Below are 15,149 nucleotides of genomic sequence, written 5' to 3'. Positions count from 1 at the left end.
GATGACGCCCATCGCAGCCGATACGCAAGGCGGCGCCACCGTGCACGACGTGGCGCGCCTGGCCGGCGTCTCGGCCATGACCGTGTCGCGCGTGATCAACGGCCGCGCCAGCGTCAGCGCCGCCACGCGCGGCAAGGTGGAAGCGGCGATCGCCGCGCTGCGCTACCAGCCCAACCTGGCGGCCAGGACCGCGCGCACCGGCACCCTGCGCATCGGCCTGTTGTACAGCAACCCGAGCGCCGCCTATCTCAGTGAATTCCTGGTCGGCGCCATGGAGCAGTGCAGCCAGAGCGGCGGCCAGTTGCTGCTCGAACGCTGTGGCGACCTGGCCAGCCAGCGCGCCGCGATCAAGAAACTGGTGGCGGCCGGGGTCGACGGCATCCTGGTGCCGCCGCCGCTGTGCGACTCGCCCGAGGTCCAGGCGCAGCTGAACCGCATCGGCATGCCGTCGATCGCGGTGGCCACCGGCCAGCCTTCGCCGGCCATTTCCGCCGTGCGCATCGACGACTACCAGGGCGCGCTGGCGATGACACGCCACCTCCTGGGGCTGGCCCACCGCGATATCGGCTTTATCGAGGGCGACCCGGCCCACACGCCCGCCCTCCTGCGCCGGCAGGCGTTTCTCGATGCGATGCGGGAAGCGGGACTGAGCGTGCCGCGGGAGCGCCTGGCGCAGGGATTGTTTACCTATCGTTCCGGGCTCGACGCGGCGCACAAGCTGCTGGCGGGGCCGTCACGCCCCAGCGCCATCTTTGCCAGCAACGACGACATGGCGGCCGCCACCCTGGCGGTCGCGCACGGCATGGGCTTGCAGGTGCCTCAGCAGCTGTCCGTCTGCGGCTTCGACGACACGCCGGTGGCCACCACGGTCTGGCCCGAGCTCACCACCATCCACCAGCCGATCGCCGACATGGCGCGCGCCGCCGTCACCCTGGTGCTTGACGAGATACGCCAGCGCCGCACCGGCGACGTGGCGCCGGCGACGCACCGCTTGCTGGAATTTACGCTGATCGAGCGGGCATCATCCGGCCCGTGGGCCACGTAACACGACTTTAGCTGCCGCGCCGGCGGTGGTGTCGGATTACGGCCTTCGGCCTAATCCGACCTACGGTCCCTTCCAGCATCGTAGGTCGGGTTAGCGCCTTGCGCGTAACCCGACATCACCCGCGCCATCGAACTCACCTGACCACGGTTTTTTCCGCCAGCGACTCCACCAGCTCCACCGACGGCGGCGAGCCGCCGGCGGCCAGGCAGGCGCCCGCGCCGGCGGCCACGGCAAAGCGCAAATGCTCGCCACCATCGGCCTCGGGACGGTACATCAGGCTGTACAGCAGGCCGCCGATGCTGGCGTCGCCGGCACCGACCGAGTCGACCACCTCGATCTTCGGCGGCGCAGCCTGCCAGCTGCGTTCGCCCTGGTACAGGGCCGCGCCGGCGGCGCCGCGCGTGTACAGGAAACCGGCTTGCGGATTCCAGCTGCGCAGCAGGGCAAACGAGGCGTCGATATCGTCGTGGCGGAACAGGCCCGCCAGGTCTTCATCGGACACTTTCACCACGTCGGCCAGCGCCGTCATGCGCGCCAGGGTGGCGTCGTAGCGCTCGTCCATCATCACGCGGAAGTTCGGGTCGTAGCTGATCTTGACACCGGCCGCCTTCAGTTCTTCGGCCAGCGCCACCAGCTTGCCGGCCAGCGGTTCGCGCGCCAGGCTGATGCCGCCGAAATGCACCCATTGCGCGCCCTGCATCCAGCCGGCCGGCAGTTGCGCCGCGTCGAAATGCAGGTCGGCGCTGTCGTCGCCGATAAAATAATAGGTCGGCGGGTGCAGCTCGTGCACGATGGCCAGCAGCGGCGATTTCGCATAACGCTGCAGGAAACGCGCATCCAGGCCGGCCGCATCGTTGGCCTTGGCCAGCGCGTCGCCAAACACGTCGAGGCTGACGGCGCCGGCAAACGCGCTCGGCACGCCGAGACGCGCCATGACGCGCGCCACGTTCCAGGTCGAGCCGCCCACCTGGCTGCTCCACTGGTCCGGGCCGGTACGCAGCATGTCGGTCAGCGCTTCGCCGGCCGAGACAAAAGAAGGAAAGCCGCTCATGCCGCACCGCCGATCACATTCAGTACTTCGTAGCAGGCGCCCATGGTGTGGTAGTCGGTCTTGCCGGCCGGGCTTTTCTCGTTGCTGATCTTCTGATTGTCGGGGGTCAGGATGCGGTACCAGGCGCCATGATCATGGTCGACGAAATGCCGCCAGCTGTAGTCCCAGATCTTGTCGTAGGTCTGCCAGTAACCTTCGTCGCCGGTGCGCTTGGCCAGCACGGCGGCAGCGGCAAAGCTCTCGGCCTGCACCCAGAAATACTTGTCGCCATCGCAGATTTCATCCTGCGGGCCGAAGCCGTAATGGATGCCGCCATGCGTGTGGTCCCAGGCCTTGGCCAGGGCCGTATCGAACAGTTCGCGCGCGCGCGGCAGCAGCCAGTCCGACGGTCCGGCCATGAACTTGGCGTGGCGCTCCATGATCAGCAGCAGCTTGGCCCATTCCGTGAAGTGGCCAGGCTGGTAGCCCCACGGACGGAAGATATTGCTCTTGTCGTGCAGGTTGTAGTCCCAGTCGATCGACCAGTCGGGTTTGTAGTGTTCCCAGATCATGCCGCCGGCCAGGCCGGCCTGGCGCACCGTGATATTGTGCGCCAGCGTCTCGGCGCGGTGCAGGTAGCGCGCTTCGCCGGTCGCCTCGAACGCCGCCAGCATCGCTTCGCAGGCGTGCATGTTGGCGTTCTGGCCGCGGTAGCCGTCGATAGTGGCCCAGTCGGCGCTGGCGACGTCGGCGTACAGGCCGTGCTCGGGCAGCCACATGCGCTGCTCCATCAGTTCGAAGGTTTCATCCAGATAAGCGCGCGCTTCCTGCATGCCGGCGGCAAGCGCGTGCGCATAGGCCAGCAGCACGAAGGCCAGGCCGTAGCAGTGGTTGGCGCCGTCTTCCACCGTCTTGCGGCCGTCTTCCCAGTGCAGCTGCCAGGCATAGCCGCCCGTTTCCGCATCGCGGTGCACCTCGCGCAGGAACGCCACGCCGTGGCGCAGCGCCGCCTGGTAGTCATCGTCGCCGAACTGGCGGTAGGCCATGGCGTAGTTGAAGATGAAGCGCGTGCTGCTGACCAGGTGGCGCGTGGTGGCGTCGTAGACGGTGCCGTCGTCGAGGAAGAAATGGTAAAAACCGCCGCTGGCGTCGAGCGCGCGCGGATGGTAAAAGCGCATGGTATGCAGGATATGCTGTTCCAGCATGTGCCTGGAGCGGAAATCGGGATTGATTGCGGAATTCATCGGTCTCTCATCATATTGTTATCGATAACAAATATCATAGCATGCCGCCTGCGGCCCTGGCTTGCCCGAGCTTTTCCCGCCACAGCGCCGCCTGTGCCGGATCGGCGGCCTGCCCCAGTTCGCCAAGTTCAAACACCTTGACCAGCCGTGCCATCGCCTCTTCATCGCCCTGCCGCGCGGCCAGCAGATACAGCGCGAACGGCGGCGGCGCCGGCCCTTGCCGGGTCGGCCCGCCCCTGCCCTGTTCCAGCAGCCGCGCAAAGCCGGTCTGGCCGGGCGGGCTTTTGGCGATCGCCGCCATTTCATACCAGCCCAGCGCCGCCTCGTCGCTCTGCGCCACGCCTTGCCCCACTTCGTACGAGTAGGCGACGTTGTTCAGGCCCGGCGGGTCGAGCGCCTTGGCCGCCTTCACGTACCAGCCAAACGCTTCCACGCGCTGGGCCTCGCCGGTGGCCGTCATCATCAGCCGGTAGCCGATTTCATTATAGGCCGGGAGGTAGCCGTTTTCCGCGCAGACCTTCAGCCAGTGCAGCGCATGCGCGCGTTCTTCAGGGCTGCCGTGGATGGTTTCGTACTGCAGCGCCAGGGTGATGTGCGCCTGTTCGATGTCTTGCGCCGCCGCCTTGCGCAGCCAGTATTCGCCAGCATTGCGGTCCACCGCAATGCCCTGGCCATGCGTCAGCGCCACGCCGAGAATCGATTGCGCCGTGCCGTTGCCGCCTTGCGCCGCTTTGCGCAACCAGGCCAGGCTCGCGTCGCGGTCGCGCGGCGTGCCCTGGCCCTCGTGCAGCATGCCGGCCAGTTGCAGCTGGGCCGCGGCATCGCCGGCCTGCGCGCCGGCGCGCGCCTGCGCAAACGCGGCGACCTTGTCGGCTGACAGGTCGGCCGGGCGGTTGAGCACCGCGTCGACCCGCTGACGCAGCGCGTCGAGACCGCTCATGTCGAAGGGCACCAGCGCCGGATGCTGGCGCGGTGCAGGTTCTGCAAAGGTAGACGCCGGCAGCAGACACGCCAGCGCAAATAGATATTTAAGCATGGGTGCCATGGTACTTGACTGCGCCAGCAAGACAGCGCCCGGCACGCAATAATGGTAGGATCGTTCACCACTGTTGAAAGGCCGCCATGAACCGTCTATCCCTCACCGCAATGACCCTGCTTGTCGCCATTTCCGCCAGCGGCGGCGCCTGGGCCGAAACCCAGCTGGCCGGCTGCGCCGCCAAGCGCGAAAGCATCCGTGCCGAACTGCGCGACGCCCAGCAGATGGGCAATACCAACAAGGTGGAAGGCCTGAGCCGCGCGCTCGACGAAAACAACGCCAGTTGCCGCGACGACGCGCTGGTAAAACGCCACAACGAAAAAATCATCAAGGCCCAGGCCAAGGTCAACCAGACCGACCGCTCGCTGCGCCTGGCCCAGGAGGCGAACAAGGAACCGAAGAAGATCGCCAAGCTCGAAGGCAAGCTGGAAAAAGCCAAGGCCGAACTGGCGGCGCTGCAGGCACGCCAGCCTTGACAGCCATTATTCAGAATAATTCTCGAAAACCCGGCTTTTACTTATAGGGCGTCCTCAGATAAAACGAAGCATTGTGCTGCCAACCGTTGATGTAATCAAAGACAAATGGAACGGGGGATTTGGAGCCAAGTGCAAGAATGACCTGATCGAGTTCAGTTTCCAGAATATTTCGATTTTTTATCCAGCCATGATACGCGGTCTTGATCACATCGAGCATGCTTTTTATGATGTCCGATCTGCCCGAAACAGGAAACCTGAGTTCCAACTGGGAATACAATTCTTCATAGTGTTGCTTCCCCTTGTTATTCAAATTCAAAGCCAATGTTTTCATATTCTTGAAAGCAACACGGATTTTATCGAGATCCTCGTTTAATTTATTTTGCAGAACTGCGTGATTGGCACCAGGATTATTCGCGGCCTGCAAAACCTCCTTGATCAGATCATCCCTGCCGGAGATGGCGCCCTCGTTTATTGAACTCTTGTAGACATGATCGGACTTCAGCATTTGCTGCAATCCTTCGCTGGTTGGCGTCAGGGTTCGTTGAAGCTTTGGCGGTGCGTTAGAAGAGTTGAAACTATGCGTGCCCTGCAGTTTCTGGTTTGGACTGAAGCTTGAGTTCCAGACAGTTTGCCCCGTAGTGATGGTCTGGCCCGATGATGGAGCATTTGACAGCGCGGTCATCTTGATCGATGTCACGCTATTGACAATGATATCGACCATATGTCCATCGAAGGTGGTCTGGTTGCTTTTTGTATTTTCCAATGCCCATCCCGTCCACAGATTCATTGGTTCCGCAATGCAGGCCAGTTTCAAATATCTGCTACCCCCTCCAAAATGGGGCGTCACGTTGACATCCTTCAAATTATGGGACTTTACCAGCGCATTGATTTCAGCGTAGGCCGAACTGGAATAACACATCAGATAAGCCACCGCCAACAGGCGGGCATAGGTTTCCGGCGGCGTCTTGGCACAAGTTTCCAATAATTTTTCAATGTCCGCTTCCCGGACTTTATGCCTCATGTGCAAGGCGGATGCCAGCATTCCATTCGAATCCATTTCGCCGATAATTGACAATGCGGTCGATTCAGCGATAAATAATTCTTCTCCTGCCTTGCTCAAACTGGCCATGAGTGCCCTCTTTTGAATGTCGATTTTCTTATTTTACTGGCAATTTTATTCATTGTCGATAACGGCTATGGGGTTTGCCCGCCAATTTTTTGAGTGCCGGGCTCCGGCGCCGCGTCCGCAGGCACGGTGAATAAATATCAATTCAATGACTATGTGGGCATGCAATTGTGGCAAAATCAATCGCATGCCTGCCGCGCCAAGTTGAGGCGTATGGTAGTGAGTCGCTCCATATTCCATTGCAGAAGAACCGTTCCTATGCCATTGATACGCTGCCCCAACGGGTGTTACTTTAATTTGCCGGCATTGAACTGGGGAGTATTTCTCCGCTTCCCTGACAGTCAGTTGGTGTGCGATGTCTGTCACCGCTCCAGCGAGGCGCGTGCTTATGGCGAAGATGCCCGCAGCGCGGCGGTATCGGCCGTGAGTGGCGTGAGCGTGCCTAACCAAACCAGGCAACTGGAAATCGAAACCTCGATGCAGTTGAGGATATCTCGGCTGATGGGCAATATCAATTGGTTCGGTTATCAGCAAGATATTCTTATCAAGCAACTTTACAACAAGATTGTCCAGCTCTTGCTCAAGGCTGAACTCACCAGCAATTTCCCGACCCCCAGACTGTGGAAGATGCTGGCCTCGGCGGGCGTGATGAAGAATATGTGGGCGCTCGGTTCGAGCAGCAAAGATGCCTATGGCATGGAGCGCGATAGTGGCGAAAAAAAGCTCTTCATGGAACTCAGCACCTCCGTCTCCATTGCCCCCACGGGCGATGGCAGGCCAATTTACATCGCCCTTAGCCCAGGTTGCCTGCAGCAGGGCGGGGCTCCGCCCTACGGCCAGTCTTACGTGGTCTATAAAGACGCAGTGAAAATGCGCTGCACCTACACGGCGACGGACACGCTGCAAATGCTGAAATCGCCGGATTCCATCGATATCTGTTCGATCACGACGATTGCCAATGTCTTGTTGCGTGTTTCCGATCGGGAGCTGCAATACCTGTGTTCGCTCGCCGGCGTGGGGGAAGCGGCATCGCCCAATGAATTCATCGAGGCGCAAGGTTGGGGACAAATTAGCTGGGCCAACGATGTGCAGATCATCGTCATTTCGCAGCCTGATCTGGATCACATGTTGCATGACCGCAGCACGCATCAGGACCTCATGCCGGCTGAGTTGCTGGAACTGAGCCTGGGCGACAGGGTGTTGGCCATCGCCAAGATGAAGCGTGAGTTGCAAGTCTTTTGTACCTTGCATGGCATCAAGTTGATGTTCCTGGACCTGAGTGGAGCGACGATGAACAGCCGCCAGCGCAGGCCGGACTGAGCGGCCGGGCCTTGGCTGGTGCTTCCACAGAGCGATTGCATGAAGGTATAGCCGACGCCATGAGCAACAAAACTGACTTGGCCGAAGCCGTCAGGCTGCGATTTGACGCCGCCAACACCTGGACGATGGGCAATACCAACAAGGTGGAAGATTGGAAAAGCCAGGACTGAACTGGCGACGCTGCAGGCCCGCCAGTCTTGGCGCCTGGAGTGTACGCGCAGCGCCGCTCGCCTGCTCGCCCCAAGTCAAGCGAGCCATGCCGGCGATCGCCGCCACATCGTCCTCCAGCAATGCCTGCGCGTACCACAGGCGCGCGCGCCGCGCATCCTGCGGCATGCCCACGCCCGTTTCAAAACACCGGGCCAGCTTGCTTTGCACCGGCGCATGGCCGCGCTCTGCCCCTCCTGCAGCAGTTGATCGCCGCGCATCACGTGCGCCTGCGGGTCCCTGAACTTGAGCGCGTCAGCCAGCCATTTTTCCCCCAGTTCCGGATCGGCTTTCACGCCGGTGCCGCTGACATACAAGACCGACAGCGCCAACATGCCGCGCGGACCGAATCGCGATCCTCGACCGGGCCGTTCAGCAGCAGGCGCGCATAGCCGATGCGACCATCGAAGTCGCCTTTTTCAAACGCCTGCCGGTACAGCTTACTCGCCTGCCGCAGGTCATGCTCCGCATTGCCGAGACGCTCGTACCAGCGGCCCAGCACATTGCGCGCCTCGGCATCGCCATTACCGGCCTCCAGGCGCAACCAGCGCAAGGCTTCGACCGTATCCTGTTGCATGCCATCGCCCGACATGTACGCCCTGCCCAGCCAGGACTGCGCCCGCGCGTCACCCGCCTTGAGATACCAGGGCTTGGCGGCCTCGAGATTCCCGCCCTTGCTGGTGCCACGTCCTTTTTCAGTCATCCGCGCCACGCGGAACATGGCGCCTGCGTTGCCGTTCGCCGCCAGCCGCTGCCCGATGCGGCATGATCGCGATAGAACGGCGCACCACAGACCCTGCCATCGACCATCAGGCCCCCGCTCCCGGCGAAAGTGGCCTGAACGGGAGAACCGATACACGCCCCCCCATGGAAAACTGAGCACACACGCTTGCCGTAACCGCATCATTGATCCTTTAAAAGCATGCCAGGGGCATCACATGATCAATTTAATACCTTCCAGTTGAAAATATTTTTCGCCCCTTATTTCAAGGCATCCAGGGAAAGGCATGTCGTGCAGACATACGCCAGCCGCAAGGCCTCGCCGGCACGTGGCTGGCGCACATAGTCGGCCAGCAAACGGGCCGGCAGGTCCAGTCCCAGCGCGCGCAAGGTGGCGCCATGGCGCGCCAGCTCGCTGGCCGCCTCCGGCTCCAGGCGCGGCCGGCCGCTGCGCGATTGCAGCGCCAGCCGATCGACTACCTGGGCCAATACCAGCGACAGGCCTGAAGTTTGCGGCAATACCGGCGGCGCCATGCTGGTGCCGGCCAGGCTCTTGAAAAAACGCGCCAGCGCCGACGGCAGCTTGCCTGCGTCGACGGCGAAGTCGAGCGACACCACGCGCAGCTTGCCGTTCTTGGCGATCAACAGCGCCACCGGCTGCCAGCCGTCCTGCTCGCCGCGCGCGCGGCTGGCCAGCACGGCGCGGATATCGGCGCCATCGGTCACCGCCGCCTGCAGCCGCGTAATGCGCGGGCGCAGCGCCTCCTGCGCGGGGATAACCAGGTTCAGCACGGCGCCGCTGGCATCAAACACCTGCCAGTCCAGCTGCTGGCGCACTTCATCGAGCCGGGGCGCGGCGACGGCGCTGGGCCGCAGCAGCACGCAGTCGACCGGCTGCGCCGTGAGCCCGACGTTCTCGCCGAGGAAGGCGGCCAGCGCCGCCCAGTCGGCAAAGCCAAGCTGCTGCCAGCGCGCATCGTCGAGTTCCCACAAAGGCATGCCGCTGGCGCGCGCCTGGCTGTCCATGCCGATGCGGCCATCCTCGGCCAGCGAGGCGCCGGCAAGCACCAGAACCTGCTCGCACAGGCGCTGCACGCTGCCGGCGCCCTGCCACAGGCTGATGGCATTCCAGCTCGATTCGCGCGTAAACGAACGGTCGCTGCCGTCCGGCCGCGCCAGCACCGCCTGCAGAATCCGGCCCGCCCGGTGATCCCAGAACGACAGGGTCAGGCCATGCGCGCCGCCGCGCGTTTCCCACCACCAGGCGCCCAGCGGCAGCAATTCCAATGGTGTTTCGCCGGCGGCGTCGAAGCTGCGCCGCGTTTGCCCGCGCAGCCGCTGCAAGGGCTGGCCGGTGGCCTGTTCCAGCGCCGCGCACAGCGCGTAAATCGACGCCATCTCGTCGAACGCCAGCCGTTCGCTGGCGTGATAGTCGCGCCGCACCAGCAGGTCCAGCGTGCCGCCCAAGCCCCGCAGCATGGCGGCCAGGCGCGGCAGGTTTTCGCCGCGCGCCGACATGGTCAGCGCACGCAGCTGGCCGGCCGCGATCGCGCTGGCATGCGACAGGCCATTGTCATACAGCTCGCCCAGCAGCCGGCGCAACTGGGCCAGGAACAGCAGTTCCGAGCTGCTGACGCCTGGCGCTGCCTCCGCCGGCGCCGCGTCCATCCCCGCCGGCCACGCAAACGCCTGGCCATGCGCGCGCCACACGCAGGCCAGCGCATACAGGTACAGCGCCTTGCGCAGCTTTACTGGCGTCTCCGACACCATGCCCTCGTAGCCGGCGCCGCGCAGATAACCGCAGGCCAGCTTCAAGGCTGGCAACTCGATCTGCAGCCGGGCGTTGACCACCGTCGCCACAACCTCATCACCTTCGGCCAGCCAGGCCAGCGCCTGGCGCACGGCCGGCTTGCCGGCCTGCTTGCACAGCAGCGCGCTGTCCTGCGCCAGCACCTCTTCCAGCACGCCAGGCACCGCGGCCATGCCGGCGTTTTCAGCGGGCAGTTCGCGCAGCCACACGCTAGCTGCCAGGATATGCTTGCAGATGCCGGGCGCCGGACAATCGCAGCGCGCCTTTTGCGGCCCGCCGCCATCGAGCGTCACCCGCTGGCCGTCGGCCAGGACCACACCGCCCGCTTCCCCTTGCCAGCCGACCTTGCCCGCCTCCACGTCCTTCAGGGCGCGGCGCAGCAGGCCCGCATTGGCCAAGGTCGCCAGGCTGTCGTCGTCGAAGCTGCGGTACACCGCTTGCCAGCTCATTGCATCACTCCCGCCAGCCATTCGGCGAAATGCTGCGGCGTGAGCGCCGCCACATGCATGCCCTGGTCTGCCAGGCGCTGCGCCATGCCGCGGTCATAGACCGGTTGCGCGCGCTCGTCCAGCGCGGCCAGGCCCAACAAGGTCACGCGCGATTCGGCCATGCGCTTCAATGCCGCCAGCAGCGGCGCCGGCGGCGCCCCCTCCTCGAAATCGCTGATCAGGGCGAAGATGGTGCGCTGCGGCGTGGTCACCAGCTGTTCGCAGTACTGCACCGCGCGGCCGATATTGGTGCCGCCGCCCAGTTGCACCGTCAGCAGCACTTCGACGGGATCGCTGGCCAGGTGCGTCAGGTCGACCACGCTGGTGTCGAACACCACCAGCCGCACATTGACGGCGGGAAGGCCGGACAAAATGCCGGCCACCACCGCCGCATAGATCACCGAATCCATCATCGATCCGCTCTGGTCGACGCACAGGATCACGTCCCATGGCAGGCTGCGCCTGACGCGCGCATTGAAGATGGGCCGCGCGATCACCATGCGCGCGCCGGCCGTGTCGTAGTGCTTCAGGTTGGCGGCGATGGTGGCGCGCCAGTCGAAGTTCTGCGCGCTCTTCATCTGCGTGCGGCGGAAGCGGTTGCGCCGTCCCGTCACGGCGTTGACGAAATCCTTGCGCAGCCGCTCGGTGATTTCCTCGACCACGCGGCGGATAATGGCGCGCACCGCATCATGCATGTCGGCGCTCAGGCGACCGCGCATGCCGATCAGCGCGCGCGCCAGCGCCTGGTTCGGCTCCAGGCTGGCCAGCACCGCCGGGTCGCGCAGCAGGCCGCTCAATTCATAGCGTTCGATCGCATGGCCCTGCACGCGCTCGTAAACCTCCTGCGGAAACAGCTTGCGCGCCTGGTTCAGCCAGTCGATGGCGCGCAGCTGGCTGGGGTCGAGCGAACCGCCGCCACCGGCGCGGCCGCCAAGCAGCATGCCCTTGCGCTCATATTCGCGGCCATACAGGTAATCGAGGCTGGCGTCGAGCCGGCCATCGTGAGCGGACCACGCTTCGCCTTGCAAAGGCTGCGCATAGCGCCCCAGGATCAGGCGCCAGCGGCGCAGCAGTTCGGCATTGTCTAGTTGGTCAGCCATGCGGCGCCTCCGGTGTGATGTTCAACCAGCCGGCCAGCGCATCGCGCTCCAGGCAGGCGGCCAGCGCCGCGTTCAGGCGCCCGCCGGCCAGCATCTCGGCCTCGCTGACGTCGTAATGAAGCTCCGCCTGCAAGGCCTCGGGCGCGGCGCCATTGAGCAGCGCCAGCGCTTCGGCCAGTTCGCCCGTTTCCTGCGGTTTCAAGCCTGTAAACGCCAGCCGCAGATCGGGCAGATACTGGATGAAGCTCGCCTCGTCCCAGCTGCCCACCAGTTGATTGAAACTGCGCCGCAAAGCTGGCTGCGTCAGCAGCATCTCGGGCGCGGCGGCCATCAGGCCGGACAAGAACCGCACGGCGTCCTGCGGCGTGGCGCCAGCGCCGAAGCGCTGTTCGAGCAGCAGCGACAACTGCCGCTCGTCCCACGCGCCGTCGAGGAACAGCAGCGCGCTGGCCGCGCCGCAGATGCCGGGCGCGCAGTCGCCGCGCCGCGCCAGGCTGTCCAGATGGCGGTGCAGGTCGTCCACTTCGAAAGCGAGACCAGCTTCCTCCTCGCCCAGGGCGCTGCGCGCCGCGCGGCCAAATTCGCGTAGCGCCAGCAACTGCCCCACCTGCGCACTCTCCGCGTGTTCGTCCACATCGGCCAGGGCGGGCAGCAAAAACAGCGCGGCCGGCCAGACGCGCCGCATCAGCTGCAGCACGCCAGGATGCGCACGCACGCCCAGCGGCTCGCGCGCGCGCCACAAGGTCACCAGCGCATGGCCGCAAGCGACCACGGAAGCGAAGTCGCCGTCCTCGTCGAGGTGACGCGACAGCAGATCGAGCAGCCCGGGCAGGCGTTCATGCAGGCCGATCACGCAGGCACGCACCAGCAAGGCGGCCGCGCTGCCGGCGGACCTGGCGCGGCCTTCGGCGGCCAGGGCCTGCTCCTCGCGCAGCAGCCGCGCCAGCGCCACTTCAAGCAGCGTCGCGCCATCGCCGGACAGCTCGATCAGGCGCGCCTCGACCAGCGGCGTCCACGCATACGACCATTCCTCGAACAGCAGTTCGAGCCGGCTGCCGGTCAGGAAATCGGGCCCGCCCTGCCAGCGCGCCAGGCCCGCGTCCAGGTATTGCATCAGATGGAAATAATGGCTGCGCAAGCGGTGGCGCTCCTTGCGGTACAGGTCCAGCCGCGCCAGCCGCTGCTCGCCGTCGTCCAGCCGCAAGCCGTGGCGGCGCGCCAGCGCGCGCGCGTCTTCCACCAGCGGCGGCGAACCGGCCGATGGCGGCACGTCGCCCAGGCGGCTGCCCGTCATCTGGCGCCGCACATCCGCCAGCAAGCCCTGCGTGCCGTCGTCGATGGCGCCTTTCACGAAGCAGGAGCGCATGGCGTCCAACAGATCCATCCGGCCCGGTCCCGCATGGCCACGCAAGGCGGCCAGCCGCGCCGCCTGCAGCACGGCAGCCTGCACCTCGGCGGTCGAGATGCGATCCTGCAGCCCGCGCGCGCGGCTATGCTGCGCCAGCTGGGTCAGTTGGTCGACGGCCACCGCCAGGTGATGCCCGCCGCCAGGCGTTTGCAGCGCGTCCCACACGGCCTGGTAATAGGCCGGCGCCGGCATGCCCGCGCCATAGCCATTGAGGGCGTCGAGGCGCTCGAAGCTGTAGCGTATCAGCCAGCTGGGGGTGGCGGCGGCGGCCGCAGGCGCTTTGACATTGTCGCTGGCTAACAGCTCGATCAGCGCACTGGTATGAAAACCACCCGTCACCACCACGATGGGCCCTTCCACCTCGCTGCGCCAGCGGGCGATATGGGCCGCCATATGGCGTTCGCGCGGCAGGCTGCCTTCCGCTTCCAGCACGGCCGGCTCATAGTCCAGGCGCGCCATGGCGCAGTAGGAAAACACATCGCCGAACAGGCTGTGCCAGTCGAGCAAGGCCGGACGGGAGCGCGACTCGAACAGATGGTCCCACAATTCGTCCTGGTCGCGGCAGCCGGCCTGCCGCGCCAGCGCATTCAGGTAGGTGCTGTGCGCCAGGTAGCGTTCGGCCATCAGGCTGCGCGCCTCCTGGTCGTTTTGATGCTTGTCCGCCCGCGCCTGCCACGGCAGGTCGATAAAGGCCAGTTGCGCACCGACCTCCCGCCCGGTCGTCAACGCCACCCATTCCGGGCTGTAGTCGCAGAACGGGAAAAACGCCGACCGCGTGCGCGGCTGGCCATCATCCCCGGCCGCTGGCGTCTGGCATAGCAGCGCCACCGGCGGGCGCGTACGCGGGTCCAGCAGCAAGGGCAGCATGTCGTTGAAACCGTCCGGGCCTTCGATCAGCACGGCGGCGGGGCGCAGCTCGCGCAGCATGGCCTGCAAGGCAAACGCGCAGGCCGGGCTATGGTGGCGCAGCGGCGCGAAATACAGGCCCTCGGCATGCAGTTTTTCGCGCGCCGCGGACAAGGACGGCGGCAATGCTACAGCCATAGCTGACGCGCCGCCTCGCCGAAGTGTTTCCACAGGTCGTCGCGGCGGCCCCGCTCGCGCACCACGGTATCGAAATAATGGCGCACACGCTTGATATCGTCCGCGTTGTCCTTCAACACCACGCCCTGTAGCTGGTTCGCCAGTTCGCGCGGGCGCAGCACGCCGTCGCCGAAGTGCAGCGCTTCGAGCGAGGCCGCATACACCAGGTTGACCGCTTCCGCGCTCGACATCACGGCGTCCGGCGTCTTGATGGCCGCGCCTTCGCGGGTCTGGCCGGCACGCAGTTCCTGGAAGGTGGTCACCAGCAGCTCGACCACGTCGCGGCCCACCACCACGGTGGCGCCGATGGCATCGAGCTCGCGTTTGAGCTGCTGCATCACCAGTTCCACTTCGAAGCCATGGTCGCGGATCGGTTTCACGGTTTCGAAGTTGAAGCGGCGCTTCAGTGCCGACGACATTTCATGCACGCCCCGGTCGCGCAGGTTGGCGCTGGCGATAATATTGAAGCCGCGCCGCGCATGCACGCGCGCGTCGCCGCCCAGCTCGGGAATCATCAGCTGCTTTTCCGACATCAACGAAATGAGCACATCCTGCATCTCGGGCGCGCAGCGCGTGATCTCTTCGAAACGCACCAGCTTGCCCGCCTCCATCGCCTGGAACAGCGGCGACGGTACCAGCGCGCGCCGGCTCGGCCCTTCGGCCAGCAGCAGCGCGTAATTCCACGAGTACTTGATATGGTCCTCGGTCGTGCCGGCCGTGCCCTGTATCGCCAGCGCCGAATCGCCGCTGATGGCGGCGGCCAGCAGTTCCGACAGCAGCGACTTGGCCGTGCCCGGCTCGCCCACCAGCATCAGGCCCTGGTGGCCCATCAGGGTGACGATGGCGCGGTCGACCAGCGGATCGTCGCCATAGAACTTGCGGCTCACCCGCAGCGCCGCGTCGCCGAGGATAAAGCGGCGCACGGCGCGCGGCGACAGCAGCCAGCCTTCCGGGCGCGGATCGGTATCGGCTTCTTTCAAGCGCGCCAGTTCGCCGGCATGGCGCTGTTCGGCGCTGCGGCGTACCGCGTGTTGATTGCTATCTGTGTCACTCATG

Annotated in this window: 12 protein-coding genes; 3 read left to right on the top strand and 9 right to left on the bottom strand. The window is 65.0% G+C overall.

All coding sequences use genetic code 11. The annotated features are described in order from the left end of the window. The first annotated feature begins 1 nt into the window (after position 1). Positions 2 to 1,045, top strand: coding sequence for a LacI family DNA-binding transcriptional regulator (locus ACP7B7_RS06055; RefSeq protein WP_426076033.1), 1,044 nt, complete (start codon positions 2 to 4; stop codon positions 1,043 to 1,045). 133 nt (positions 1,046 to 1,178) lie between these two features. Here the strand turns inward: ACP7B7_RS06055 and ACP7B7_RS06050 are convergent, their stop codons facing one another. Genes ACP7B7_RS06050 through ACP7B7_RS06040 form a run of 3 tightly spaced genes read right to left on the bottom strand, consistent with a single transcriptional unit; the run spans position 1,179 to position 4,355 of the window. Next, entirely contained in the window at positions 1,179 to 2,096 is a 918-nt protein-coding gene (locus ACP7B7_RS06050) for a carbohydrate kinase family protein (protein WP_426076032.1), read from the bottom strand. Then, entirely contained in the window at positions 2,093 to 3,319 is a 1,227-nt protein-coding gene (locus ACP7B7_RS06045; protein WP_426076031.1) for an AGE family epimerase/isomerase, read from the bottom strand. Before ACP7B7_RS06045 ends, ACP7B7_RS06050 begins: the two co-directional genes overlap by 4 nt. A 34-nt stretch (positions 3,320 to 3,353) precedes the next feature. Next, the gene (locus tag ACP7B7_RS06040; RefSeq protein WP_426076030.1) at positions 3,354 to 4,355 is read right to left on the bottom strand and encodes a tetratricopeptide repeat protein; all 1,002 of its coding nucleotides are present in this window, start codon (positions 4,353 to 4,355) and stop codon (positions 3,354 to 3,356) included. An 86-nt stretch (positions 4,356 to 4,441) separates the two neighbouring features. Here ACP7B7_RS06040 and ACP7B7_RS06035 point away from each other — a divergent pair, with 86 nt between their 5' ends. Beyond that, positions 4,442 to 4,831: a DUF1090 family protein gene (locus ACP7B7_RS06035; RefSeq protein WP_308920265.1), complete on the top strand. Its 390-nt coding sequence runs from the start codon at positions 4,442 to 4,444 to the stop codon at positions 4,829 to 4,831. A 37-nt stretch (positions 4,832 to 4,868) separates the two neighbouring features. Here the strand turns inward: ACP7B7_RS06035 and ACP7B7_RS06030 are convergent, their stop codons facing one another. Beyond that, on the bottom strand, positions 4,869 to 5,960 hold the full coding sequence (locus tag ACP7B7_RS06030) for a hypothetical protein (RefSeq protein WP_426076029.1): 1,092 nt from the start codon (positions 5,958 to 5,960) through the stop codon (positions 4,869 to 4,871). A gap of 126 nt (positions 5,961 to 6,086) precedes the next feature. Between ACP7B7_RS06030 and ACP7B7_RS06025 the strand changes: the two genes are divergently transcribed. Continuing rightward, positions 6,087 to 7,277 (top strand): DUF3626 domain-containing protein, encoded by a 1,191-nt coding sequence (locus tag ACP7B7_RS06025; protein ID WP_426076028.1) that lies wholly within the window; start codon positions 6,087 to 6,089, stop codon positions 7,275 to 7,277. Positions 7,278 to 7,776: 499 nt separating this feature from the next. Here ACP7B7_RS06025 and ACP7B7_RS06020 read toward each other — a convergent pair whose 3' ends face one another. The 5 genes from ACP7B7_RS06020 to ACP7B7_RS06000 form a co-directional block, all read right to left on the bottom strand. After that, positions 7,777 to 8,205, bottom strand: a complete 429-nt coding sequence (locus tag ACP7B7_RS06020; protein ID WP_426076027.1) for a tetratricopeptide repeat protein — start codon at positions 8,203 to 8,205, stop codon at positions 7,777 to 7,779. A 260-nt stretch (positions 8,206 to 8,465) separates the two neighbouring features. Beyond that, positions 8,466 to 10,463: an SWIM zinc finger family protein gene (locus ACP7B7_RS06015; RefSeq protein ID WP_426076026.1), complete on the bottom strand. Its 1,998-nt coding sequence runs from the start codon at positions 10,461 to 10,463 to the stop codon at positions 8,466 to 8,468. Further along, positions 10,460 to 11,602, bottom strand: coding sequence for a VWA domain-containing protein (locus ACP7B7_RS06010; protein WP_426076025.1), 1,143 nt, complete (start codon positions 11,600 to 11,602; stop codon positions 10,460 to 10,462). Before ACP7B7_RS06010 ends, ACP7B7_RS06015 begins: the two co-directional genes overlap by 4 nt. Continuing rightward, positions 11,595 to 14,054, bottom strand: a complete 2,460-nt coding sequence (locus tag ACP7B7_RS06005; protein WP_426076024.1) for a DUF5682 family protein — start codon at positions 14,052 to 14,054, stop codon at positions 11,595 to 11,597. The genes ACP7B7_RS06010 and ACP7B7_RS06005 overlap by 8 nt, the downstream gene beginning before the upstream one ends. After that, positions 14,045 to 15,148, bottom strand: a complete 1,104-nt coding sequence (locus tag ACP7B7_RS06000; protein ID WP_426076023.1) for an AAA family ATPase — start codon at positions 15,146 to 15,148, stop codon at positions 14,045 to 14,047. The genes ACP7B7_RS06005 and ACP7B7_RS06000 overlap by 10 nt, the downstream gene beginning before the upstream one ends. Between the last annotated feature and the right edge of the window lies 1 nt (position 15,149).

This window comes from Janthinobacterium sp. PSPC3-1, assembly GCF_049896105.1.
Lineage (GTDB): Bacteria > Pseudomonadota > Gammaproteobacteria > Burkholderiales > Burkholderiaceae_D > Janthinobacterium.
The sequence above is the reverse complement of the archived record's forward strand: the minus strand, read 5'-3'. Positions and strand labels throughout refer to the sequence as shown.